At 68.5% G+C, this 23,872-nt stretch carries 22 protein-coding genes; 13 read left to right on the forward strand and 9 right to left on the reverse strand.

The window, feature by feature from the left end:
- The first annotated feature begins 5 nt into the window (after window positions 1-5).
- Window positions 6-2,528 carry a DUF4118 domain-containing protein gene (locus G6N67_RS03465; RefSeq protein WP_110798639.1) on the forward strand — a complete coding sequence of 841 codons (2,523 nt, stop codon included), beginning with the start codon at window positions 6-8 and terminating at the stop codon, window positions 2,526-2,528.
- Window positions 2,525-3,214, forward strand: coding sequence for a response regulator (locus G6N67_RS03470; RefSeq protein ID WP_036438038.1), 690 nt, complete (start codon window positions 2,525-2,527; stop codon window positions 3,212-3,214). Before G6N67_RS03465 ends, G6N67_RS03470 begins: the two co-directional genes overlap by 4 nt.
- A gap of 25 nt (window positions 3,215-3,239) precedes the next feature.
- Here the strand turns inward: G6N67_RS03470 and G6N67_RS03475 are convergent, their stop codons facing one another.
- Genes G6N67_RS03475 through G6N67_RS03485 form a run of 3 tightly spaced genes read right to left on the reverse strand, consistent with a single transcriptional unit; the run spans window position 3,240 to window position 6,106 of the window.
- Window positions 3,240-4,832, reverse strand: a complete 1,593-nt coding sequence (locus tag G6N67_RS03475; RefSeq protein ID WP_036438040.1) for a phytoene desaturase family protein — start codon at window positions 4,830-4,832, stop codon at window positions 3,240-3,242.
- On the reverse strand, window positions 4,829-5,302 hold the full coding sequence (locus G6N67_RS03480) for an SRPBCC family protein (RefSeq protein WP_036438042.1): 474 nt from the start codon (window positions 5,300-5,302) through the stop codon (window positions 4,829-4,831). The genes G6N67_RS03475 and G6N67_RS03480 overlap by 4 nt, the downstream gene beginning before the upstream one ends.
- A gap of 12 nt (window positions 5,303-5,314) precedes the next feature.
- Entirely contained in the window at window positions 5,315-6,106 is a 792-nt protein-coding gene (locus tag G6N67_RS03485; protein ID WP_036438044.1) for an SDR family NAD(P)-dependent oxidoreductase, read from the reverse strand.
- Window positions 6,107-6,207: 101 nt separating this feature from the next.
- On the opposite strand from G6N67_RS03485, the gene G6N67_RS03490 reads away from it, so the two are divergent.
- Complete coding sequence (locus tag G6N67_RS03490) at window positions 6,208-8,100, forward strand: propionyl-CoA synthetase (RefSeq protein WP_278044608.1); 1,893 nt, start codon at window positions 6,208-6,210, stop codon at window positions 8,098-8,100.
- Between the two features lie 46 nt (window positions 8,101-8,146).
- Here G6N67_RS03490 and G6N67_RS03495 read toward each other — a convergent pair whose 3' ends face one another.
- Window positions 8,147-10,090, reverse strand: a complete 1,944-nt coding sequence (locus G6N67_RS03495) for a heavy metal translocating P-type ATPase (RefSeq protein ID WP_036438050.1) — start codon at window positions 10,088-10,090, stop codon at window positions 8,147-8,149.
- 96 nt (window positions 10,091-10,186) lie between these two features.
- Here G6N67_RS03495 and G6N67_RS03500 point away from each other — a divergent pair, with 96 nt between their 5' ends.
- From G6N67_RS03500 to G6N67_RS03530, 7 genes are all read left to right on the forward strand, one after another.
- Entirely contained in the window at window positions 10,187-10,540 is a 354-nt protein-coding gene (locus tag G6N67_RS03500; RefSeq protein WP_036438774.1) for an ArsR/SmtB family transcription factor, read from the forward strand.
- A 452-nt stretch (window positions 10,541-10,992) separates the two neighbouring features.
- The gene (locus tag G6N67_RS03505; RefSeq protein ID WP_036438053.1) at window positions 10,993-11,697 is read left to right on the forward strand and encodes a ZIP family metal transporter; all 705 of its coding nucleotides are present in this window, start codon (window positions 10,993-10,995) and stop codon (window positions 11,695-11,697) included.
- A gap of 23 nt (window positions 11,698-11,720) precedes the next feature.
- Window positions 11,721-12,506: a prolipoprotein diacylglyceryl transferase gene (locus tag G6N67_RS03510; protein WP_036438056.1), complete on the forward strand. Its 786-nt coding sequence runs from the start codon at window positions 11,721-11,723 to the stop codon at window positions 12,504-12,506.
- Window positions 12,503-12,988, forward strand: coding sequence for a hypothetical protein (locus G6N67_RS39055; protein ID WP_229481760.1), 486 nt, complete (start codon window positions 12,503-12,505; stop codon window positions 12,986-12,988). The genes G6N67_RS03510 and G6N67_RS39055 overlap by 4 nt, the downstream gene beginning before the upstream one ends.
- Before the next feature lie 8 nt (window positions 12,989-12,996).
- Window positions 12,997-14,544 (forward strand): radical SAM protein, encoded by a 1,548-nt coding sequence (locus G6N67_RS03520; RefSeq protein WP_036438780.1) that lies wholly within the window; start codon window positions 12,997-12,999, stop codon window positions 14,542-14,544.
- Window positions 14,541-14,801, forward strand: coding sequence for a hypothetical protein (locus tag G6N67_RS03525; protein ID WP_036438058.1), 261 nt, complete (start codon window positions 14,541-14,543; stop codon window positions 14,799-14,801). The genes G6N67_RS03520 and G6N67_RS03525 overlap by 4 nt, the downstream gene beginning before the upstream one ends.
- A gap of 118 nt (window positions 14,802-14,919) precedes the next feature.
- Complete coding sequence (locus G6N67_RS03530) at window positions 14,920-15,990, forward strand: DUF1942 domain-containing protein (protein WP_163642105.1); 1,071 nt, start codon at window positions 14,920-14,922, stop codon at window positions 15,988-15,990.
- A 73-nt stretch (window positions 15,991-16,063) separates the two neighbouring features.
- On the opposite strand, the gene G6N67_RS03535 is transcribed toward G6N67_RS03530, so the two are convergent.
- From G6N67_RS03535 to G6N67_RS03555, 5 genes are all read right to left on the reverse strand, one after another.
- Complete coding sequence (locus tag G6N67_RS03535; protein ID WP_036438064.1) at window positions 16,064-17,005, reverse strand: Ppx/GppA phosphatase family protein; 942 nt, start codon at window positions 17,003-17,005, stop codon at window positions 16,064-16,066.
- Window positions 17,002-17,493: a DUF501 domain-containing protein gene (locus tag G6N67_RS03540; protein WP_036438067.1), complete on the reverse strand. Its 492-nt coding sequence runs from the start codon at window positions 17,491-17,493 to the stop codon at window positions 17,002-17,004. The genes G6N67_RS03535 and G6N67_RS03540 overlap by 4 nt, the downstream gene beginning before the upstream one ends.
- Complete coding sequence (locus G6N67_RS03545) at window positions 17,486-18,157, reverse strand: FtsB family cell division protein (protein WP_036438069.1); 672 nt, start codon at window positions 18,155-18,157, stop codon at window positions 17,486-17,488. The genes G6N67_RS03540 and G6N67_RS03545 overlap by 8 nt, the downstream gene beginning before the upstream one ends.
- Window positions 18,158-18,160: 3 nt before the next feature.
- Window positions 18,161-19,450 carry a phosphopyruvate hydratase gene (gene eno, locus G6N67_RS03550; protein WP_036438783.1) on the reverse strand — a complete coding sequence of 430 codons (1,290 nt, stop codon included), beginning with the start codon at window positions 19,448-19,450 and terminating at the stop codon, window positions 18,161-18,163.
- Between the two features lie 97 nt (window positions 19,451-19,547).
- Window positions 19,548-20,279, reverse strand: a complete 732-nt coding sequence (locus tag G6N67_RS03555; protein ID WP_036438071.1) for a lytic transglycosylase domain-containing protein — start codon at window positions 20,277-20,279, stop codon at window positions 19,548-19,550.
- A 181-nt stretch (window positions 20,280-20,460) separates the two neighbouring features.
- On the opposite strand from G6N67_RS03555, the gene efeU reads away from it, so the two are divergent.
- From efeU to efeB, 3 genes are read left to right on the forward strand one after another with little or no spacing between them, the layout of a single operon-like run.
- Window positions 20,461-21,414, forward strand: coding sequence for an iron uptake transporter permease EfeU (gene efeU, locus G6N67_RS03560; RefSeq protein ID WP_036438073.1), 954 nt, complete (start codon window positions 20,461-20,463; stop codon window positions 21,412-21,414).
- Window positions 21,411-22,577, forward strand: a complete 1,167-nt coding sequence (gene efeO / locus G6N67_RS03565) for an iron uptake system protein EfeO (protein ID WP_036438074.1) — start codon at window positions 21,411-21,413, stop codon at window positions 22,575-22,577. The genes efeU and efeO overlap by 4 nt, the downstream gene beginning before the upstream one ends.
- Window positions 22,558-23,871, forward strand: coding sequence for an iron uptake transporter deferrochelatase/peroxidase subunit (efeB, locus tag G6N67_RS03570; RefSeq protein WP_036438076.1), 1,314 nt, complete (start codon window positions 22,558-22,560; stop codon window positions 23,869-23,871). Before efeO ends, efeB begins: the two co-directional genes overlap by 20 nt.
- Window position 23,872: the final 1 nt, after the last annotated feature.

The following is a 23,872-nucleotide window of genomic DNA, read 5'->3' on the forward strand; positions in this document are numbered from 1 at the left end:
GATTTGTGATCACCCCGGTGGGCAACGCCACGAAACGCGGGGAGCTGCGCATCTATCTGGGCGCAGCTCCCGGCGTCGGCAAGACCTACGCCATGCTCGGCGAGGCGCACCGGCGGCTCGAACGCGGCACCGACCTGGTCGCCGCGGTCGTCGAGACGCACGGGCGGAAGAAGACCGCGGACCTGCTCGACGGCATCGAGATCATCCCGCCGCGCTACATCAACTATCGCGGCAGCCGGTTCCCCGAGCTCGACGTCCCCGCGGTCCTGGCCCGCAACCCTCAGGTGGTGCTCGTCGACGAGCTGGCCCACACCAACACCCCGGGCAGCAAGAACCCGAAACGCTGGCAGGACATCGAAAAGCTCCTCGACGCCGGCATCACGGTCATCTCGACGGTCAACGTGCAGCACCTGGAGAGTCTCAACGACGTCGTCACCGGCATCACCGGGATCGAGCAACAGGAGAAGGTACCCGACGAGGTCGTCCGGCAGGCCGACCAGATCGAGTTGGTCGACATCACCCCGGAAGCGTTGCGGCGCAGGCTCTCCCACGGCAACGTCTACGCCCCCGAACGCATCGACGCGGCCCTGAGCAACTACTTCCGGCGCGGAAACCTCACGGCGCTGCGCGAACTCGCGCTGCTGTGGCTGGCCGATCAGGTCGACGCGGCCCTGGCGAAGTACCGCGCCGACAACAAGATCACCGACACCTGGGAGGCCCGCGAGCGCGTCGTCGTCGCCGTCACGGGCGGTCCCGAGTCGGAAACGCTGGTGCGCAGGGCATCCCGCATCGCCTCGAAATCCAGTGCCGAGCTCATGGTGGTGCACGTGGTGCGCGGCGACGGGCTTTCGGGTGTTTCCGCGCCGCAGATGGGGAAGGTGCGTGAGCTCGCGACGAGCCTCGGCGCGACCCTGCACACCGTGGTGGGCGACGACGTACCCACCGCGCTGCTGGATTTCGCGCGCGAGATGAACGCGACCCAGTTGGTGCTGGGGACGTCCCGCAGATCCCGCTGGGCGCGGATCTTCGACGAGGGCATCGGCTCCACCGTCGTGCAGCAGTCCGAGAAGATCGACGTCCACATGGTGACCCACGAGCAGGCCAAGCGCGGCTTCGGGTGGGCATCGACCACGCCGCGGCAGCGGCACGCGGCGTCCTGGCTTGCCGCGCTGGTGGTTCCGTCGGCGATCTGCGCGATGACCGTGCTGCTGCTCGACCGGTTCCTCGGGGTGGGTGGCGAAAGTGCGCTGTTCTTCGTAGGCGTGCTGATCGTGGCGCTGCTGGGCGGTGTCGCGCCCGCGGCGCTGTCCGCGGTGTTGTCCGGGCTGCTGCTCAACTACTTCCTGATCGCACCGCGGCACACGTTCACCATCGCCGATCCCGACAGCGCCCTGACCATCGTGGTGCTGCTGGCCGTCGCGGTCGCGGTCGCAGCGCTCGTGGACGGCGCGGCTAAACGCGCCCGCGAGGCCAGGCGCGCGTCCCAGGAGGCCGAACTGCTGGCACTGTTCGCCGGTTCGGTGCTGCGTGGCGCCGATCTGGGCACCTTGCTGGAACGGGTGCGCGAAACGTACTCGCAGCGCGCTGTCAGCCTGATGCGGGAAGGCGATGACGGCCCGACGATCGTCGGCTGCGTGGGCCAGGATCCGTGTGTGGACGTGGAGACGGCCGACACCGCCATCGAAGTCGGCGACGACGAATTCTGGCTGCTGCTGGCCGGCCGCAAGCTGCTCGCGCGGGACCGGCGGGTGCTCGGCGCGGTGGCCAAACAGGCGGCCGGCCTGGTCAAACAGCGTGAGCTGACCGAGGAAGCCGGCAGGGCCAACGCCATCGCACAGGCCGACGAACTGCGCCGCTCGCTGCTCTCGGCGGTCAGCCACGACCTGCGGACTCCACTGGCCGCGGCCAAGGCCGCGGTGTCCAGCCTCCGCAGCGACGACGTCGACTTCTCAGCCGAGGACACCGCCGAACTGCTGGCCACCATCGAGGAGTCCGTCGACGCGCTCACCGCGCTGGTGGGCAACCTGCTCGACTCGTCGCGGCTTGCGGCCGGCGTCGTCCGACCTGAGCTGCGACCGGTGTACCTGGAAGAGACCGTGCAGCGGGCGCTGCTGGGAATCAGCCGGGGCACCACGGGTTTCGGTCGGGTCGGGCTGGACCGGGTCAAGGTCGAGGTCGGCGATTCGGTGGCGCTGGCCGACGGCGGACTGCTGGAACGCGTACTGGCCAACCTGATCGACAACGCGTTGCGCTACGCGGCCGACGGCCCGATCCGGGTGACCGCGGGCCGCGTCGGCGACCGCGTGCTGATCGCCGTGGTCGACGAAGGCCCGGGTGTCGCCCGCGGTACCGAGGACGCGTTGTTCGCGCCGTTCCAACGGCTCGGCGACCACGACACCAGCAGCGGTGTCGGGCTGGGACTTTCGGTCGCCAAGGGCTTCGTCGAAGCGATGGGCGGCACGATCTCGGCCACCGACACGCCGGGCGGCGGGCTCACCGTCGAGATCGAACTGGGGGCACCAGCATGACAGCCAAGACCAGGGTGCTCGTCATCGACGACGAACCGCAGATCCTGCGGGCGCTGCGCATCAACCTGTCGGTGCGCGGCTACGAGGTGACGACCGCGGCCACGGGAGCCGACGCATTGCGCAGCGCGGCCGACCACCGCCCCGACGTCATCGTGCTCGACCTCGGGCTGCCCGACATGTCGGGCATCGAGGTGCTGGGCGGGCTGCGGGGGTGGCTGTCCGCGCCGGTGATCGTGCTCTCGGCCCGCACCGACTCGTCGGACAAGGTCGAGGCGCTCGACGCGGGTGCCGACGATTACGTCACCAAACCCTTTGGCATGGACGAGTTCCTGGCGCGGCTGCGCGCCGCGGTCCGGCGTGGTGCGGCCGCATCGGAGACCGACGAGCCGGTCATAGAGACTTCGTCGTTCACCGTCGACCTGGCCGCCAAGAAGGTCACGAAGAACAACACCGAGGTGCATCTCACGCCCACCGAGTGGGGCATGCTGGAGATGCTGGTCCGCAACCGCGGCAAGCTGGTAGGCCGCGAAGAACTGTTGCGCGAGGTGTGGGGCCCGGCCTACGCCAAGGAAACCCACTATCTGCGCGTGTATCTCGCGCAGCTGCGGCGCAAGCTCGAGGACGATCCGTCGCACCCGGTGCACCTGCTCACCGAGGCAGGCATGGGCTACCGCTTCCAGGCGTGATTTCCGATCGGCGAGCGGGGATGCGTCAGCCCGTCAACAGCGACAGGACGGCCTTGCTGAGCCGCCTCCGCGGCCAGCCCGTCACACCGTCACCGGCCAGCGCTGCCCTGGCCGCGTTGCGTCCGCACACGCCGTGCACGCCTCCGCCGGGCGTCGCCCCGGCACTGCCGAGGTAGACGTTCTCCACCGGTGTCTCGGCCCGCCCGAATCCCGGAGCGGGCCGGAAGATCAACTGCTGGAAGAGCTGTGACGTGCCGCCGTTGACCGCTCCGCTGTGCAGATTCGCATCGCCTGCCTGCAGGTCCGACGGCCGCTGAACCATGGTGCCGACCACGTGACCGGTGAATCCGGGCGCGTGCTCCTCGAGCACCCGGCCGACGGCATCCGCAACCTGATCGGCCGACGCGTCGTCGGCGAGGCCGCGTGGCAGATGCGTGTAAGCCCAGGCGCTTTCGGTGCCCGTCGGCGAACGGCTCGGGTCGGCTGTGGTCATCTGCCCGAACAACATGAACGGCTGCCGCGGCAACGTAGCGGTGTGCAGATCGGCCATCCAGCGGACGAGGCCGTCATGGTCGGCGCCGAGGTGCACCGTGCCGACCTCGTTCAGGTTCTTCGATCGCCACGGCACCGGCGCGTCGAGCGCATAGTTGATCTTCAATACGGGTGTGTCCCAGTCGAAATGACGCATGCTCTCCAGCACCGTCGCCGGCACCGCGGCGCTGGGCAGCAGGTCTCGATAGAGCCGTGGCGCGGACGTGTCGGCGATGACGGCCCGCCGCACCTGCACCGTGTCCCCGCCGGAGGTCCGCACCGCGACAGCGCGCCCACCGCTGACCACGACCGCCTCGACATCGTGCCCGCACTCGATGCGGGCTCCCGCCGAGCGCGCGCGATGCACGAGCGCTGCGGTCAATTGCCCTGCGCCACCGACAGGTACGGGCCAACCGCCATCCTGCGCCATCATGATCAGCAGATAGCCCATGACTCCGCTGCCGGGTGCGTCGATGGGTACGTCGGCGTGCATCGCGTTGCCCAGCAACAACAGCCGGGCCGCCGGGCCGTCGAACAACCGCTCGGCCATCACACCCGCGGGCAACAGCAACAAGTGTGCGAGCCGCAGCGCGTCGGCCGTTCCCAGCCGGCGCAGCAGCCCGAGCAGCCCGCGAACCGGCGGACACGGCGAGAACAACGCCGACAGCAGCGGCTCGCGGATGTGTTGCCACTGCTCGAACAACGCACACCACTTCTGCCCGTCACCGCGGTGACGACGGTCCAGTTCCGCTGCCGTACGGTCGATGTCGCGATAGATGACCGGGGCGTCGTCGTCGGCAGCCGAAGGCGGATGCCCGACGACCGCCGGTGCGTGGCTCCACCGCAGGCCGTGGTCTTCCAGATGCAGGGCACGTAACGCCGGAGACGCGACCGCCAGCGGGTAGAACGCGCTGTAGAGATCACTGACGTAGCCCGGAAAAAGCTCGGCACTCTTGACCGCGCCGCCCGGCTCGGACTGCGCTTCCAGCACCAGGACGTCCCACCCCGCGTCGGCCAGCAAGGCCGCGGCCACCAGGCCGTTGTGCCCCGCACCGACCACTACGGCGTCCACGCTGTGGCGGCTCATTCAGGCGCTTCCCGGCGTTCGGCCAGCGACACCAACCGCTCGACGCACTCACGGTTGCGGGGGTACACCAGCAGCAGGGACAGCCGGCGGGGCAGCCAATTGAGGGGGCCGCCGACCGGCACCTCGGCCATCTCGACACGGGTGCCGTTGTGGATATCGGTCAGGCGCAACGTGATCCGCGCCCCGCCGAAGGGCCGCACCTTGGCAAGCAACACCAACTCCTCCAGCGGCGTGCACGACTCGACGACGGTTTCGTCGTTGACCACCACGGGCCAGACGCCGATCGTATGGTGGATCTTGCTGCCCGGCGCGGGCCAGTTGGGGGCGACCGCACGCATGCGCGTGTTGCCGACCACCCACTGCGAGTACGTCCACCCGTTGGCGACGACATCCCATACCTGCTTGCGCGACGCCGTGGTGTGCCGCTTGACGGTCAGCGAGCTTTCGACCGCTGCCGGAGACGATTCCATCTCCCTGACTCCTTATCGTCGTCCGACGGGACGTGAGATCACCCGGCTGGCGACCGCCTTGACCGAGTCCGGCAGCACGCGGTTGGCCAAGCCCATCGCCTTGGTCAGCACCGACTCCGCGACCACCTTGCGCCGTCCGCTCATCAGAGCGTCATAACCCTGCCTGGCCACCTCCGCCGGATCGTCTTTCGGCATCCGCCCGACGACGGTGTCGAGCATGTGGCCGCGCCGGAAGAAGTTCGTGTCGGTGGGCCCCGGCATGAGCGCGGTGACGGTGATGTCGGTGTCGCGCAGCTCGTCGTGAAGAGCTTCGGCCAGCGACTGGATGAACGACTTGGACGCGTTGTAGACGGTCTGCAGTGAGCCGGGCATCGTCGCGGCGATCGACGACGTGAACAACACCTTCCCGGTTCCGCGCCGCCACATGTCGCGCAGCACGAGTTTGGCCAGCTGGACCGTCGAGCGCACATTGAGGTCGACGATCGACAGGTCGGCATCCAGGTCGCCGTCGACGAACGGGCCCGCGCGGCCCACCCCCGCATTGAGGACCGCGGCGTCGAGAGGTCGCCCGTCATCGGTGACGACGTAGTACAGGCGTTGCACGTCTTCGGGCTTGCGCAGGTCGACCTGCACGGCGCGGACCGCGACACCGGCTGACGCGAGCTTGTCGGCACTGGCCTCGATGGTGTCGTCATCGGCCGCGACGACGAGGTCGTACCCGTGCTCGGCGAACAGTCTCGCGAGCTCGAACCCGATGCCGCTCGACGCGCCGGTGACCAACGCGAGTGGTCGTGTCTCAACCATGGTCGCTGGGCTACCCGGCACGGACGCGGTCAAACGTCCCGCGCGGGGCCCGGTAAAGGTCTCATTTATAGGTGTTTCGCGGGGTTGCACCCACGTTGCACGTGACGCAGATTACGGTTTGCGGTATGTCCGGTTATCGCGCGCTGTTCGACGCCAGCATCAACGACCCGACCACGTTCTGGGCCGACGCCGCCAAGGCAGTGACCTGGACCAGGGAACCACAGCGCATCCTCGACGACAGCAACCCGCCTTTCTACCGCTGGTTCCCCGACGCCGAACTGAACACGTGCGCCAACGCGCTCGACCGCCACCTCACCGACCGCGCTGAGCAGACGGCGCTGATCTACGACTCCCCTGTCACAGGCACCAAGCGCACCTACACCTACCGTGAGCTGACCGACGCGACGGCCCGGTTCGCCGGAGCGCTGCGCGAATTAGGGGTCGGCAAGGGCGATCTCGTCGTGGTGTACATGCCGATGGTCCCCGAGGCCGTGATCGCGATGCTGGCCTGCGCGCGGCTCGGGGCCGTGCACTCGGTGGTGTTCGGCGGATTCGCCGCGCACGAACTGGCCGCCCGGATCGATGACGCCCGGCCGACCGTCGTCGTCAGCGCCTCGTGCGGAATCGAGCCGACCCGCATTGTCGAGTACAAGCCCATGCTCGACGCAGCCCTCGAGATCGCCGAGCACAGCCCGCGGGCGTGCGTCATCCTGCAGCGCGAGCAGCAACCGTGCGAACTGGTGGAGGGCCGCGACCGGGACTGGCAAGAGCTGGTGGCCGCCGCCGAGCCCGCCGACCCGGTACCCGTCGCAGCCACGGACCCGTTGTACGTGCTCTACACGTCGGGCACCACCGGAAAGCCGAAAGGCATCGTCCGCGACAACGGCGGGCACGCGGTGGCCCTGCTGTGGAGCATGAAGAACGTCTACGACGTGCAACCGGGCGACGTGTACTGGGCGGCCTCCGACGTCGGGTGGGTCGTCGGGCACTCCTACATCGTCTACGCGCCACTGCTGCTGGGTGCGACCACGGTGCTCTACGAGGGCAAGCCGATCGGCACCCCCGACGCGGGCGCGTTCTGGCGGGTGGCTGCCGAGCACGGGGTCAATGCGCTGTTCACCGCACCGACGGCGATCCGCGCCATCAAGAAGGAAGACCCCGACGGCTCGTACATCGGCAAATACGACCTGTCCGGGCTCAAGTACCTGTTCCAGGCCGGTGAGCGGCTCGATCCCGACACCTACCACTGGGCCGCCGACAAGCTCGGCATCCCCGTCGTCGACCACTGGTGGCAGACCGAGACCGGCTGGGCCATCGCGGCCGATCCGATGGGCCTGGAGCCCATGCCGATCAAGCCCGGCTCGGCGACCGTTCCCATGCCCGGTTACGACGTGCAGATCCTGCGTCCGGACGGCACGGTGTGCGACACCGACGAAGAGGGCGCGATCTGCGTCAAGCTGCCGCTGCCGCCGGGCACCCTGCCCACGCTGTGGGGCGACGACCAGCGCTACGTGGCGTCGTATCTTTCGGCGTACGACGGCTACTACCTGACCGGCGACGGCGGCTACCTCGACTCGGACGGGTACCTGTTCGTGATGGGCCGCACCGACGACGTCATCAACGTGGCCGGGCACCGCCTGTCCACCGGGTCGATCGAGGCAGTCCTGGCCGAGCATCCCGCGGTCGCCGAATGCGCCGTGATCGGCGTGGCCGACGAGATCAAGGGACAGGTGCCGCGCGGGTTCGTGGTGCTCAAATCCGGCGCGTCGGCCGACCAGCTGTCCGACGAGCTCATCGCGGCGGTCCGGGAAAACATCGGCGCCGTGGCGTTTTTCAAACTGGTCGACGTCGTCGCGGCCCTGCCCAAGACGCGGTCGGGCAAGATCCTGCGCAAGACCATGCGCGGTATCGCCGACGGCCGCGACGAACCCGTGCCGTCCACCATCGAGGATCCGTCGGTGCTCGAGGCGCTCAAGGATGTGCTGCGCCGCTGATAGGTTTGTCCGCACGTTCTCTGCCGAGCGGGAGGAATCTCGCGGGTCAACGGTGAGAGGCGCGGCGCCACGCCCGGTCGCCGAGCAGGCGCAGCCCGTTGAGCGCCACGAGGATCGTCGACCCTTCGTGGCCTGCCACGCCGAGTGGTAACGGCAAGTGTCCGAACAGATCCCAGGCGACCAGCACCGTGATGAACGTGGCGGCGATGGCGAGGTTGGCGACGACGATGCGACGCGCACGCTTGGCCAGGGCCACCACGGTGGGGATGGTCGCGAGCTCGTCGCGGATGGTCACCACGTCGGCCGTGTCGAGCGTGAGATCCGCACCCGAACGGCCCATCGCGATCGACGTGTGCGCGGCCGCCATCGCCGGTGCGTCGTTGACGCCGTCACCGACCATCAGCACGCGCCGACCGTCGTGCTGAAGCTGTTGCACGGCAGTGGCTTTGTGATCGGGCATGACCTGGGCCCGCACGTCGGCGATGCCGAGCTCGGCGCCGAGCCTGGCCGCGGCGCGCGCGTTGTCCCCGGTGAGCAGGACCGGCGGCCGGGCGGTCAGTGCGGTCAGCCGGTCCACCGCGGCACCCGCGTCGGCGCGGACGTGGTCGGCGAGCCCGAGGACACCGACGGCCACCCCGCCGATGGTCACGACGACCGCGGTTTCCCCGTGATCCTCGATGTCACGGACCGCCGCGACGGCGTCACCCCCGTAGGCCGACGGGCTGAGCACCTCGACCACTTCACCCGAGACGGTCGCGCGTACCCCGCGGCCGGGCAGCGCTTCGAAGTCGGTGGCGACCGGGAGCGCGACGCCGCGCGCACGTGCCATCGCCACTACGGCACGTCCCAGCGGGTGTTCACTGAACTGTTCTGCGGCAGCCGCGATTCCGATGATGCCGTCGGGGCCGAACGAGTCACCGAGGGGGCGGACACTCGACACCCGCGGAACGCCCGCGGTCAGCGTGCCCGTCTTGTCGAACACCACCGTGTCGGTGTCGGCCAGCCGCTCCATCGCGACGGCGGACTTGACCAGCACACCGTGGCGGCTCGCAGTGGCGATCGCCGAGAGCAGCGGCGGCATGGTGGCCAGTACCACCGCGCACGGCGATGCCACGATCATGAAGGTCATGGCGCGCAGCAGCGCCGACTGCAGGTCGGCGCCGAATGCGAGCGGTATGGCGAACAACGCCAGTGTGGCCGCCACGACCAGCACCGAGTAGCGCTGCTCGATCTTCTCGATGAAGAGCTGGGTTCTGGCCTTGGTCGCCGAGGCGTCGGCCACCATCGCGACGATGCGTGCCACCACGGTCTGCGCCGGGTCGCGCGTTACGACGACCCGCAGCGCGCCCGACCCGTTGAGCGTGCCCGCGAAAACCTCGTCCCCGACGCGTTTGGCGGCAGGCAACGGCTCCCCGGTGATCGAGGACTGGTCGACGTCGGAGAATCCTGCGACCACCCGCCCGTCGGCGGATATGCGCTCGCCGGGGCGGATGACGATGTGGTCACCGATGGTCAATTCCTTTGCCGCAACTGCACTTTCGCTGCCATCGGGACCGAGGACGGTGGCGGACTCCGGCGCGAGGTCGAGCAGGCCGCGCACGGAACGTTCGGTGCGTGTGGTCGCGACGTCCTCCAGCGCACCTGACGTCGCGAAGATGACGATCAACAGGGCGCCGTCGAACACCTGGCCGATGGCCGCGGCACCGATCGCGGCGACGATCATCAGGAGGTCGACGTCGAGTGTCCGGCGGCGCAGGGCCTGCAGCCCGGCCAGCGCGGGTTCCCAACCGCCGGTGAGGTAGCAGACCAGGTACAGCGTCCACCACACGGGCGCGGGCGCATCGGCGAGCTGCGCGGCCAACCCCGCGAGGAACAGCACGAGGGCCGCGAGCGCCCACCGCACCGACGACACCGACCACAGCCACCCACCGATGCGCTCTGCGGCCGGCGCTGCCCGCCCGGTCGTCGGTGCGGTCGCCAGTGCGGTCATCGGGACTCCTCGATTCAATCAACGAACGCACACCTTTATACATGTAGAGATTGAAATGTTTCAATGGCCACTTGTGTGGCGTGCTTCAATGAAGGCATGGGACATGGAGTCGAGGGCCGCAGCACGCCGCCGGCAGCGCTCGACGCGGCGTCCGCGGCCAAGGTTGCCGAGACACTTCAGGCCCTGGCCTCGCCGAACCGGCTGCTGATCCTCACGCGCCTGCGCGAATCGCCGTGCTCGGTGACCGAGCTGTCCGCGGCCGTCGGCATGGAGCAACCGTCGGTGTCCAATCAGCTCCGGCTATTGCGGGCGCTCGGCCTTGTCGCCGGAGATCGGTCGGGACGCAATATCGTCTACCGGCTCTACGACAACCATGTGGCCCAATTGCTCGACGAGGCCATCTATCACATCGAGCATCTGCGCCTCGGCGCACGCGACACCCCGGCCTGAGACCAGAAGGCCACACCCCCAAAGACTTTCACGCAACGTTCACCGTAGCGACACACGGCCGGCGAACACCGCGTACCGGCCGCCGCGCGCGTCGCCACGGGGCGCAATTCCTTTATTTTCGCGTCGACCCGAACTATTGTGAGGTAGTCATATGTTGATATCCATCCGCGCTTGGGTGTTTGCTACCGGCCTCCGGTGCCACCCGGGCAATTAAGGAGTTGAACAACGATGCGCATCACCAAGGGATCTTGCACCTGTCGTTGCAATGCCTGCGACGGCGGCCACCACTGCGGTAACCCCCCGAACTGCAACGTGCGGCGCTGACGCCGCGGGTGGCCTGTCGTACCGAACCGGCGGCAGGCCACCACCTGTTGATCCCCTCCGGACCGATCGAGCGGTCGGTCCTAGTTGATTGCGACTGTTCGTCCTGATCGCCCCGTAAGCTCCGAACCGTGCTCAGCGCACTCGGGTGGGGCTTGATCGCCGCATCGTCTCTCATCATCGGCGCGCTCGCGGGCGTGGTCCACGACTGGAATCGCCGTCTTGTCGGCCTCGTTCTCGGATTCGGTGCGGGCGCACTGATCTCCAGTATCTCGTTCGAATTGGCCGAGGAAGGCTTCCATGTGGGCGGCGCCCTCGCCGTCGCCCTGGGCCTGGCCGCGGGTGCCGTCGTGTTCTATGTCGCCGACGCCGCCGTCGACCGCATGGCTTCCGACCCGGCCAAGACCGCCGGCCTGCCGTTGCTGCTCGGCGCACTGCTCGACGGCATTCCCGAACAGGCCGTGCTCGGTATCGGCATCGCCGGTGGCGGTGGGGTCAGCCTGGCGCTCGTGGTGGCGATCTTCGTGTCCAACCTGCCTGAATCGATCGGCTCGGCCAGCGATCTGCGCGCCGCCGGACACCCGGTCAGCCGGATCATGCTCAACTGGACCGCCGTTGCGGCGCTCTGCGCGGCCGCCACGGTCGGCGGTTACCAGTTGCAGACCGTCGCGGGCGCCGAACCCCAGGGCGGCATCAACGGATTCGCCGCAGGCGCCCTGCTCGTCATGCTGGTGGGCTCGATGATTCCCGAGGCAACCGAAAAAGCCGGAGAGAACGCGGGTCTGGCGGCGGTGCTGGGTTTCGCGGTCGCGGCCGGGTTGTCCCTGGCCGGATAGCGCCGAAAGCGTAAGTTCTGACCATGGTTCCGCAGTGGCACCTCGGGCCCGTGACCATCCCGGTGCACGGTCTGTTCGTCGCGCTCGGGGTGTTCGCGGCCATGCTGGTGTTCGTGGCCGAGGCTCGGCGCCGCGGCGCGGTCAACGAACAGTCCGTGGTGGCCGTCGCAGGCGCGCTCGTCGGCGGGGCCATCGGGATGCGGCTGTCCGGCTGGGCCCGGCACCTGGATTTCAGCGCCAACCCCAGCCTGGCGCAAGCCTGGGAATTCGGTTCCCGCAGCATCCTCGGCGGCCTGCTCGGCGCGTACCTCGGCGTGCTGATCGCCAAACGCCTTGGCGGCTATCGCGGTAAGACCGGGGATCTGTTCGCGCCCGCCGTCGCGCTGGGCATGGCGGTGGGCCGGATCGGCTGCCACCTCACCGAGGCGCCCGGACGCCCCACCACACTGCCATGGGGTGTGCACGCGCCCGCCACCACGCCCGAGTGTCCGGGATGCCTTGCCGGGCAGGCCATGCACCCGTCGTTCCTCTACGAGATCGCGTTCCAGCTCGCCGCGTTCGCCGTGCTGCTCTACCTGCGGAACCGGATCACCCGGCCCGGAGAACTGTTCGTCATCTACATCGCCGCGTATGCGGTGTTCCGGTTCCTGGTGGAGTTCACCCGGGCAAACGAGACCGTGTGGCTGGATCTCACTCGCCCGCAATGGTTTCTGCTGCCGTCGTTGCTGATCATCGGCGTTCGGCTGTGGTACGGCTACCGGCGTGGGTACTATCGGGCTTCAGCCCGCAACGAGGAAGCGCCCGTATGACCACACCACCTGGGCCACCGCCGGGCCCGCCACCGGACGAGGATCCGCAGGGCTATCCGCCGACGTACGACTATGACGCTCCCCCACCCGTTTATCCCCCACCCCCCGGTTACCCACCGCCGGGCTATCTGCCGCCGCCACCGGGTTATCTGCCGCCGCCGCACCGGCCGGAACCGAAGATCTCGATCGGCATGGTGTTCGTCGGCCCGGTGCTGTACGCCGGCATCAATCTCGTCATCGGGTTCGCGGCCTTCATCGGCGGCGGCATGATCGACGACGGGCGCGGCAGCCCCAACCTGGTATTCGGCTTCACCGCAGTGTTGTTGGCGGCCATCGCATTCGGCGGAGGTGCGCTGATGCTTCGATCGAAGAGCCCGTACGCCAAGGGACTCGGCATCGGCCTCATGGTGGGCTGGGCGCTGGTATCGCTGTTCACCGCGGGCTTCTGCACCGGCATCAACCCGGAGATGTACCAGACGTGACCACGGGGATGGGATTACGCGGCGACCGGCTGCACCGCTATGTCACGGCATTCTGCCCGCAGTGCCACGACGCCGCGCCGGAACGGCCCTTGGCCGACGTCGCACGGCTGAGCGGCATGCTGATCGAGCGCGACGGCCGCATCTGGCTCGAACGCGGTTGCCCGAGCCACGGACTGGTCCGCACGCTCTACGACGAGCACCCGGAGATCCTGTCGTATCTCGAGGAATGGACCGCGCCGACCAAGGCGCACACACCGGATGTGGCAGGCAATTTCGACCCGATCCCGTCGGCGTATCTGCGCGGGCTGCCGGAGATGCAGACCCAGCACACGTGCATCCTGCTGGAGGACATCGCCGAAACCTGCAATCTGCGGTGCCCGACGTGCTTCACCGACAGTTCACCGGACCTGCGGCACGTCGTCCCGGTCGGGGACGTGCTGGCCAATGTGGACCAGCGGCTCGAACGCGAGAACGGGCGGATCGACGTCCTGATGCTCTCGGGCGGCGAACCGACCCTGCACCCCCAGCTGGCCGAGTTGCTCGACGCGCTGGTCACCCGGCCCATCACCCGAATCCTGATAAACAGCAACGGTGTTCGCATCGCCACCGACGACGTCCTGCTCGACCTGCTCACGGCCCACCGCGAACGCGTCGAGGTGTACCTGCAGTACGACGGGCTTTCGGCAGGCGCTCACCGGCACCACCGCGGCGGCGATCTGCGCCGTACGAAAAGCCAAGCTCTGCAGCGGCTCTCCGACCGGGAGATCTTCACAACCCTGGTGATGACCGCGGCTCTCGGCGTCAACGACCACGAGATCGGCGACATGGTGCGCCTGGCACTGGCCACGCCGTATGTGGGCGGGCTGACCATCCAGCCACAGTTCGGTTCCGGCCGTTCCGGTCAGATCGACCCGTTGGAGCGGCTCACCCACACCGGGGTGCTCGGCCGCCTCGGCCCGCAGACCGACGGTGCGGTCACCTGGCGCGATCTCACCGCGCTGCCATGCTCACATCCGCACTGCTGCTCGGTGGGCTACCTGGTCCGCGACGACAGCGACCAGTGGCGCTCGCTGGTCTCGCTGATCGGCACCGAGAACCTCAAGGACAAGCTCGGGCTGGTGGCCAACCGCATCGCCGACACCGAGATCCCCCGGCAACTGCGGCTGGCGGTCCAGGAGTCACTCCTCGGGCTGCTCTCCGAACAGTCGTCGCTGTCGCACCCTCAGATCGGCGACGTGTGGCGCAACATCTGCGAGAACTGCGACCTGGGCATGTCCACGTTGCTCACGCTCGCGTCGTCGGCGTTGCCGGGACGCCGGAACAAGATCCGCAGGCTGCTCGGCGAACGGGTGGTGCGGTTGACGGTCAAACCGTTCATGGACATGTCGACGATGATCGAAGAGCGCCTCGTGCAGTGCTGCGTGCATGTGGGCACCCGCTCGGGGCGGGCCGACCAGTGCGCGCCCTTTTGCGCCGTGCAAGCCTGGCCCGCGCTCGGCCGCCAGCGGCTCTCCCTGAGCGCAGGTGCGGCACTACCGCTCATCGAGATTCGATGAGCGGGCAGGCGAGCGAACCGTACGATCCGCTGCGGCTGTGCGTCTATGCCACCGTGGCGCTGATCGCCTGGCTGCTCGGCCCGTGGGCGGTGGCCGGATTCGCTGCCCTTGGCCTGGCGGGCTACATTCGCGCACGCCGCGGCGGGTTGCTCCGCAGCAAATGCGCGTTGCGTGACACCCGTCTGGTAATCGGCTACCTGGGCATCGTCGCGGCCGTGGCGGTCGCAGCCATAGTCCGTGGTTACTGGCCTGGTTAGCATGAACTCTCAGTTGCTGTTTCACAGCGTCCTCTTAACCTGCTAACTTTCCTCTAAGTGAGCATTCCCCACTGTCGGGGGGCTGCCGCCTGTTCGGATTAGTCAAGAGGGGACCACTTTGAAGATCACAAACGTCAGTACTGCGCTGGCCGCAGCCGCGGTGGCTGCCGCGGCGATCCTGGCCGGCTCGCCGATCGCGGCGGCCGATGACAGCGGTGTCACCACCGCGGCACTCGGCAGCCAGGCGAAACTGGACAACAACAACGTGGTCCAGGGCTGGACCGTCACCGGTCTCAAGCCCAGCACCGACACCATCGCCTACGACGTCAAGGGCACGCTGTGGGAGATCACCGCCACCAGTGAGGCGCTTGAGGGTTCGGTGACGCCGATCGTCTCGAACTTCAACATCCGCTCGGCCGACGGCCACAACTACCGCGCGCTGTTCCAGGTGCCGACCGAGCAGGGCGTCAACCCGGCCACCATCGCTCAGGGCGAGAAGACCACCGGCAAGGTGTACTTCGACGTGACCGGCGACAAGCCGACCACCGTCGTGTACAACTCGGGCGGCCGCGACCTGCTGGTGTGGGATGCCCCCGCACCGGCGCCGGTCCCCGTCTCGTCGGGCCAGCAGACCCACACCGCGCCCGTCGCCCAGCCCGCCGTCGCCACCCCGGCCCCCGCCGCGGTGCCGGCCACGCCGGCGCCTGCCGCCGCTCCGGGCGCCACCCCTGCGACGCCTGCCGCGACCCCCGCGGGTGCGGGTAGCCGCGCGACGGACTTGCCTGCCGCAACCGCGGGCGTTCCCGCCGCGGGCGTTCCCGCCGCGGGCACCCCGGCCGCCGGAGCGGAAGCCGTCCCCGCTGCGCCAGGTGCTCCGGTGCCGGCCCAGGCTCCCGGCACACCCACGACGCCGGTGTCGGCGCCCGCACCTGTCCCGGGCGCGGAAGGCACCCCGATTCCGGCCAGCAACGGGACTCCGCTGCCCGCCGGTACCGCTCCCGCTCCGGCAGGCGCAGGCAGCGCGGCCACGGCCGTTCCGCCGAGCGAGGTCGCGCCGGTGCCCGCTGGAACCGAGACCGTCCCGGCCGGAAACCCCGCGCCCGGCGAGCCGGCCCTCGTCCCGGCGGCGACCCAGCCGACCACGACGGCTCCGGCCGCTCCGGTCAGCAACCACGGGCCCGCGCAGTAACACTCGCGCCACAACGACGCATCAACGCCGAGGATCCAAGCCACTGGGTGGCTGCGATCCTCGGCGTTGTCGGTTATCGGGCGATGGACAGCGCGATGCCGTCGAGAATGTCGTGTTCGCTGACCACAAGCTCGTCGATACCGGCGCGTTGTGCCAGCACCGCGGCAAGCTCCTCGACGATGACGGCCCCGCCACCGATGACGTCGGCCCGTCCCTGGTGCATGGGACCGAGCGCCAGGCGTTGCGCCGAGGTCATGCCGATGAGCTGGTCGCACACCGCGAGCAGATCGCCGAAACCGATGCGGGACAGGTGAATCGCCTCGGCGTCGTAGGTGGTCATGCCTTGTGCGAGCGCCGACAGGGTCGTCATGGTGCCTGCCACGCCGACCCAGGTGCGGGCACCCTCGACCGGCACTTCCCGCAGAGCCTGCGCCAGCCCGTCACGCACCACTGCCCGCGCCGCGGCAACCTCGTCGGCGGTCGGCGGGTCGGAGTGCAGACACCGTTCGGTGAGCCGGACACAACCGATGTCCGCCGAGAAGCTGGCCTGCACGCCGCGCTCGCCGAGGACCAGCTCAGTGGACCCCCCGCCGAGATCAACCACGACGAAAGGTGCTGCGGCCAGGTCCAGTTCGCCGACCGCTCCATGGAACGAGAGCTCGGCCTCCTCGGTTCCGGTGATCACCTCGGCGACGGCTCCCGGCACCACGGTGCCGAGCACGCGTGACGTCATCGCGAAGAACTCGTCCCGATTGCCCGCGTCGCGCGCAGCCGAGGTCGCGACCATCCGCACCGCGGACACCTCGTGCTTGGTCATCAGCGCGGCATAGTCCACCAGTGCTGATTCGGTGCGCGCCAAGGCTTCTGGTGCGAACTCACCGGTCGCGTCGACGCCCTGACCCAGGCGCACTATGCGCATCTCGCGGTGCACGTCGCGCAGGTGGCCGTCGACGGCGTCGGCGATCAACAACCGAATCGAGTTGGTGCCGCAGTCGATTGCGCCGACCCTGTTCATGCCCACGTGTCCCGCTCCAGAATCCCCGCCATCGCGGGCTCGACGGCCAGCACGGCCAGGGCCTCGTCCCCGAACGGGTTCACGCCGGGGCCCTTGGCCAACGAATGCGCCATCAGCACGTGCAGGCACTTGACCCGGTCCGGCATGCCGCCGCCGGTGAACGTCGTGCCGAGCGACTCGATCGCGTCCCGCTCCTGCAGGTACGACTCGTGCGCGCGCCGGTAGGCCGCGGCCAGCTCCGAATCCTGTTGTAGCCGTTCGGTCATCTCGCGCATCAGACCAGACGACTCCAACCGGCTGGCCGCGGCCGTCAGCGCCGGATGAGTCAGGTAGTACAGCGTCGGGAACGGCGTGCCGTCAGGCAATCTGGGCGCGGTCTTGACCACACCGGGCTCACCGTTCGGACAGCGGTAGGCGATTTCGAGGACACCACGCGGCTCACGGCCCAGCTGCCGGGCCACCGCCTCGAGGTCGGCGGCGTCAACCACGAGGCGCCGGGGGTGGTGGCGGCGCCGGGGCCGGCGGCGCGGGCGGGATGGTGGGTGTCACGCCGTGCGGTTGGTCGGCGATCGTGTGCCACAGCGACGTGTACCACGGCTGGCCCGCGGGCACGGTCGCGCCGGGCACCGGCAGGCCCGGGTCGGCGGGCACGGCCGCGGTCGGCGGCAACTGAACCTGATACGGGGTGTCCCCCGGCATCACGAAACCCAGCCGTTCGCGGGCCTGCGCCGCGATGAACACCGGATCGGCAAGTTTGACCTTCTGTTGTTCCAGCTCGGCGATCTGGGCCCGCAATTGTTCTTCGGTTGCCTTGAGTTGTTTCATCTCGGTGCGTTGCGCGAAGTAGGTGCGGACCGGCCCGGCGATGGTCAGGGTGAGCACACACACCACGGCAGCCAGAATCGCCGCACGCCGCGCCGACGAACCGAACCGCTGCTCGGATTGCTGCTCGGCCTGCTGTTGTGCCTGGACCGCAATCGCTTTCGTGATGCTCTCGTCAGCGGCCGGTTCGGCGGGCGCGGCCCGGTTCTCCGTCGGACGACGGCTCTTCTGTGCCGCGCGCGGTCGATTCGCCCCGCCGGCCTTACCCGGCCTTCCAGGTCTGGAGGCCGGGGGCCGGCGCTTCGGATCGGGCCGCTTCGCTTCGGGCACGGGTTATTTGGCGTCCAAGGCAAACCGCGGGAAAGCCAGGTCACCGGCGTAGCGGGCAGCGTCCCCGAGGATCTCTTCGATGCGCAGCAGCTGGTTGTACTTGGCCACGCGCTCGCTGCGGGCCGGCGCACCGGTCTTGATCTGGCCGCTGCCCACCGCGACCGCCAGATCGGCGATCGTGGTGTCCTCGGTCTCGCCGCTGCGGTGGCTCATCATCGTGCGGTAGCCGCTGTTGTGCGCCAATGCCACGGCGTCGAGCGTCTCGGTGAGCGTCCCGATCTGGTTGACCTTGACCAGGAGCGCGTTTGCGGCGCCCTTCTCGATGCCCTCTTCGAGGCGCTCCGGGTTGGTGACGAACAGGTCGTCGCCGACCAGCTGGACCCGGTCACCGATCGCGGTGGTCAGGGCGACCCAGCCGTCCCAGTCGTCCTCGGACAGCGGATCCTCGATCGAGACCAACGGATAGGCGTCGAGCAGGCCCGCGTAGAACTCGCCCATCTGCTCGGCACTGCGGGTCTCCTTCTCGAAGGCGTAACCCGTACCGTCGGTGAAGAATTCGGTGGCCGCCACGTCGAGCGCAAGCGCCACGTCGCTGCCCAGCTTGAACCCGGTGGCCTCGATGGCCGACGAGATGAGGTCGAGCGCCGCGCGGGTGCCTGCCACATCGGGGGCGAACCCGCCCTCGTCGCCGAGCCCGGTGGCCAGGCCCTGCTTCTTGAGCACCGACTTGAGCGAGTGGTACACCTCGGCGCCCCAGCGCAGCGCCTCCTTGAACGACGGCGCACCGATCGGCGCCACCATGAACTCCTGCACGTCCACCCCGGTGTCGGCGTGCGCGCCGCCGTTGAGGATGTTCATCATCGGCACGGGCAGGATGTGCGCGTTGGGGCCGCCGAGGTACCGGAACAGCGGCAGCCCGGCCGATTCCGCCGCGGCCTTCGACACCGCGAGCGACACACCCAGGATCGAGTTGGCGCCCAGCCGGGACTTGCCGGGGGTGCCGTCCAGGTCCAGCAGCGCCTGGTCGACCAGCCGCTGATCGTCTGCACCCAGACCGATGACGGCAGGCGCGATCTCGTCGAGCACGGCCTCCACGGCCTTCTCCACGCCCTTGCCGCCGTAGCGGGCGGCGCCGTCGCGCAACTCGACCGCCTCGTGCTCGCCGGTTGACGCGCCGGACGGCACCGCGGCCCTGGCGAATGTGCCGTCGGTCAGGGCCACCTCGACCTCGACCGTCGGGTTGCCGCGAGAATCGAGGATCTCGCGGGCTCCAACCTGCTCGATGATGGGCACTGGCATCTCCTTGGTTGTGCTGCTGCTAGGGCCTGGGCGTTCGGGCTAAGCCTAGGGAAGAAGCCTAGACGGTGGCACGGGGCGGCGTCCTGGCGTGTCAGAGCGGGTGGCCGGCCGCGTACGCGGTGGCCCAATCTCGCACGGCACGCGCGTACTGCTCGGAGTTGTTGTAGGCCTTGAGCGCCTTCATCCAGCCCCGCGGCGTCGCCAGATCCTTGCCGTACCAGCACAGCAATCCGGCGGCCGACAACGCGGCGTCGTCGAAGTTGTCCGGGCTCACCACGCCGTCGTTGTTGGCGTCCACCCCGAAATGCCCCCACGTCTCGGGGATGAACTGCATGGGCCCCATCGCCCGGTCGAGCGTGGCATCGCCGTCGAGCTTGCCGCCGTCGGTGTCGGCGATGTGCAGATTGCCCGCCGTGCCGTCGAGCTGCACGCCCCGGATCGGCGGCGTGACGTCCCCGTTGGGAGCGATCATCGCGCCCCGGTAGGTGCCGTGATGGCTCTCCACCATGCCGATGCCTGCCAGCGTCGTCCACGCGACCTTGCAGTTGGGGTTCTCCACCTCGGCCACACGTGCCGCATAGGCATAGGCCTCAAGCGCATTGACGGGCATGTTGAGCGCGGGCGCCCGCTCGGCAGCCCACTCGTGCAGCTGATCGGCGGGCCGCCCCTTGGCGTAGGTGTCGATGGCGGGCACCGGATCACCGGAGGGCGGCGGCACACCTTCCGGGATGGGGGTTCCGAGCTGCCATGAGCAGCTGGAAGCCATCAGCAGTGCTGTCGCGCAAATCACCGCAACAGCCCGCAGCCAACGACCTGGCGACACCGGACTCCCTCAACCCCACTTTGACTCGTTGCCCATAGTCCCATGCGCGCCGCCCGGGTCGGCATCCGACGGCCCGGGGCGAAGGCCATCAGACAGCTCGAACTCCCCTGATAAGGTGAGCCACGCCTTGCTATGGCAAGCCAAGGCTATATTGCGTTATAGGTCTAGCGAGGACGCGTAGATGACTGCCTTTGCCGACATGTCGACCGGCACCGTGATGGCGGCGCCGAACATCACATCGCAGCTGCTCGGCAGTGGTTTGATCGGCCTGCGCGAGGGCTTGGAAACCGCGATCGTGGTGTCGATCCTTGTCGCGTTCCTGGTGAAGTCGGAGCGCCGCGACGCCCTCAAATGGGTCTGGCTCGGAGTCGGCGCAGCTATCACCATGACCATCACCGTGTTCTTGGTCATCCAATTCGGCGAGAACACGATCTCGGGCCTGGCCGCCGAGGCCATCGCGGGCGTCACGTCACTGATCGCCGTCGCGATCGTCACCACCATGGTGCTGTGGATGAAGAAGGCCGCCGCATCGATCTCGGGTGAGCTGCGCAGCGAGATGTCCCGCGCGCTGGACGCCGGCGGCCCGGCCGTGGCGCTGCTGGCGTTCTTGGCCGTCGGCCGCGAAGGTGTCGAGACCGCGCTGTTCATGGTGGGCTACGCCGAGGCCGACACGCTGTGGCCGCTGACCGGGTTGATCGTCGGCGTGCTGATCGCCGTGGCCATCGCGTACTTCATGTACGTCGGAGCGGTCAGGATCGACCTGGCGAAGTTCTTCAAGTACACGGGCATCTTCCTGATCGTGATCGCGGCCGGGATCCTGGCCTACGGCATCAAGGCACTGCAGACCGTGGGCTGGCTGCCGGGATTGGGCACCGCCGCGTTCGACATGAGCGGTGCGTTCGACTGGTCGGCCTGGTACGGCGAGGCCATCCAGGGCATCTTCAACATCGACCCCACGCCGACCGTGCTGCAGCTCGTGGCGTGGCTGGTCTACATCGCGGTGGTGCTGTTCTTCTTCCTCAAGCCGGTGCGCCCGAGCGCCGCGCCGTCGGGCGACGCACCCGCGGGCTCCGAATCTTCCGAGTCAACCGTTGACGAGGATTCCCCAATCGCATCCGAAAGGCCGACCAAGTGAAGATGAACCCTGCTGTGCGGACTGGTTTCGCGGCGGTCGCCGCGGTACTTGCCGGGGTGTCCATGACGAGCTGTCAGGCCAAGGAATCCTCGACCGGAGCCGACGGCGGCGAGAAGGCCGCCCAGATCACGGTCGACGCCTCCGACACCGAGTGCAAGCTCTCGGGCACCACGGCCGTCACCGGGCCCAGCACCTTCGTCGTCACCAACAACGGCAACAAGGTCACCGAGTTCTACGTCTACGGCGAGGGCGAGCGGGTCATGGGTGAGGTGGAGAACATCTCCCCCGGCCTCAAGCGCCAGTTGATCGTTCAGCTGACCCAGCCGGGCACCTACCAGACGTCGTGCCGCCCGGGCATGGTCGGCGAGGGCATCCGCGGCGACTTCGAGGTCACCGGCGAAGCCGTGCAGGTCGACACCGAGGGCAAGTTCAAGGAAGCCGCCGACAACTACAAGCGGTACGTCAACAGCCAGACCGACGCGCTCATCCCGGCCACCGAAGCCTTCGTCGCGGCGGTCAAGGCCAAGGACATCGCCAAGGCCAAGCAGCTGTTCCCGACCACCCGCACCTACTACGAGCGCATCGAACCGGTCGCCGAGTCGTTCCCCAACGACCTCGACCCGCGGATCGACCTGCGTGAGGCCGACCTCGAGCCGGGCCAGAAGTGGACCGGTTTCCACGCCCTGGAGAAGCAGCTGTGGGTGTCCGGCCTGCAGCCCGATGCCAACGCACTGGCCGATCAGCTGCTCAAGGACGTCAAGGAGCTCGACGCCGGTGTGAAGGCGCCGGACTGGACCATCGACTCCACCCAGATCGCCGGCGGCGCGCAGGGTCTGCTCGACGAGATCTCGATCAGCAAGATCACCGGCGAAGAGGACATCTTCAGCCACACCGACCTGTGGGACTTCAAGGCCAACGTCGAAGGCTCGCAGACCGCGGTGGCCTCGGTGCGGCCGATCCTCGACGAGCGCGACGCCGAGCTGGGCAAGCGTGTGGACCAGCAGTTCGCGGCGGTCGAGAAGTTGCTGGAGAAGTACCGTCAGGGCGATGGCTTTGTCTCCTACGACAAGGTGACCGAGCCGCAACGCCAGGAACTGTCGCGCGCCATCGACGCGCTGAGCAAAGAAGTGAGCCAGGTGCAAGGTGTCATCGCCCACCAGTGATCCGGCGGAAGCCGAACAGCAAGCGTCGTCAGGTTTCTCGCGGCGCAAGCTGTTCGGCGCGGCGGGCGTCACCGCCGCGGTGGTCGGCGCGGCCAGCGCGGGTGCGCTGGCCGGCCGGGCCTCGGCCGCCAGCACGTCAAACGGACTGCTGCAGGGGCCCGTGCCGTTCCGCGGCGAACGCCAGGCCGGAATCATCACCGAAGCCCAGGATCGGATGCACTTCTGCGCATTCGACGTCACGACCGACAACCGTGACGACGTCATAGCACTGCTCAAACAGTGGACCCAGATGGCCGAGCGGATGACCCGCGGTGAGGAGACCGAGGCAGGCGGTGCGGTCGACGGCAATCCGTACGCGCCGCCGTCCGACACCGGCGAAGCGCTGGGCCTGCCCGCGTCGCAGCTCACCCTCACCATCGGCTTCGGGCCGTCGTTCTTCGTCAAGGACGGCAAGGACCGGTTCGGTATCGCCGACAAGCAGCCCGCCGAACTCAAGAACCTGCCCAAGTTCCCCAACGAGACGATGGACCCGGCGAAATGCGGCGGTGACATCTGCGTGCAGGCCTGCGCCAACGACCCGCAGGTGGCGGTGCACGCCATCCGCAACCTGGCCCGGGTGGGGTTCGGCACCGTCGCGGTGCGCTACTCACAGCTCGGGTTCGGCCGCACCTCGTCGACCACGCGCGATCAGGCCACACCTCGAAACCTGTTCGGGTTCAAGGACGGTACCGCCAACTTGAAGGCCGACCAGACGGACCTGCTGGACAAACACGTGTGGGTCGCCGACGGGGACGGGCCCGCCTGGCTGACCGGTGGCAGTTACCTGATCACCCGGCGCATCCGGATGCGCATCGAGAACTGGGATCGCACCACCCTGCTCGAGCAGGAGCGCGTGATCGGGCGGCAGAAGGGCAGTGGCGCGCCCAACGGCCTCAACGAAGAGTTCGACGAGCTCGACTTCGACCTCACCGACGACAAGGGCAACCCGCGGATCGACGTCGACGCGCACGTGCGGCTGGTGTCGCCGGAGCATCTTGGTGGCATCGAGATCCTGCGCCGCGGTTACAACTTCACCGACGGTTCGGACGGGTTCGGCCATCTCGACGCAGGCTTGTTCTTCATCGCGTTCGTGCGTAGCCCCGAGAAACAGTTCATCCCGATGCTGGGCGAGATGTCCCGCAAGGACGCGATGAACGAGTACATCACTCACACGGGAACGGCCATCTTCGCGTGCCCGCCCGGTATCCGCGAAGGCGATACGTCCGCCTATTGGGGTTCTACGCTGTTCGCCTGAC

This window comes from Mycolicibacterium mageritense (assembly GCF_010727475.1).
Classification (GTDB): Bacteria; Actinomycetota; Actinomycetes; order Mycobacteriales; family Mycobacteriaceae; genus Mycobacterium; species Mycobacterium mageritense.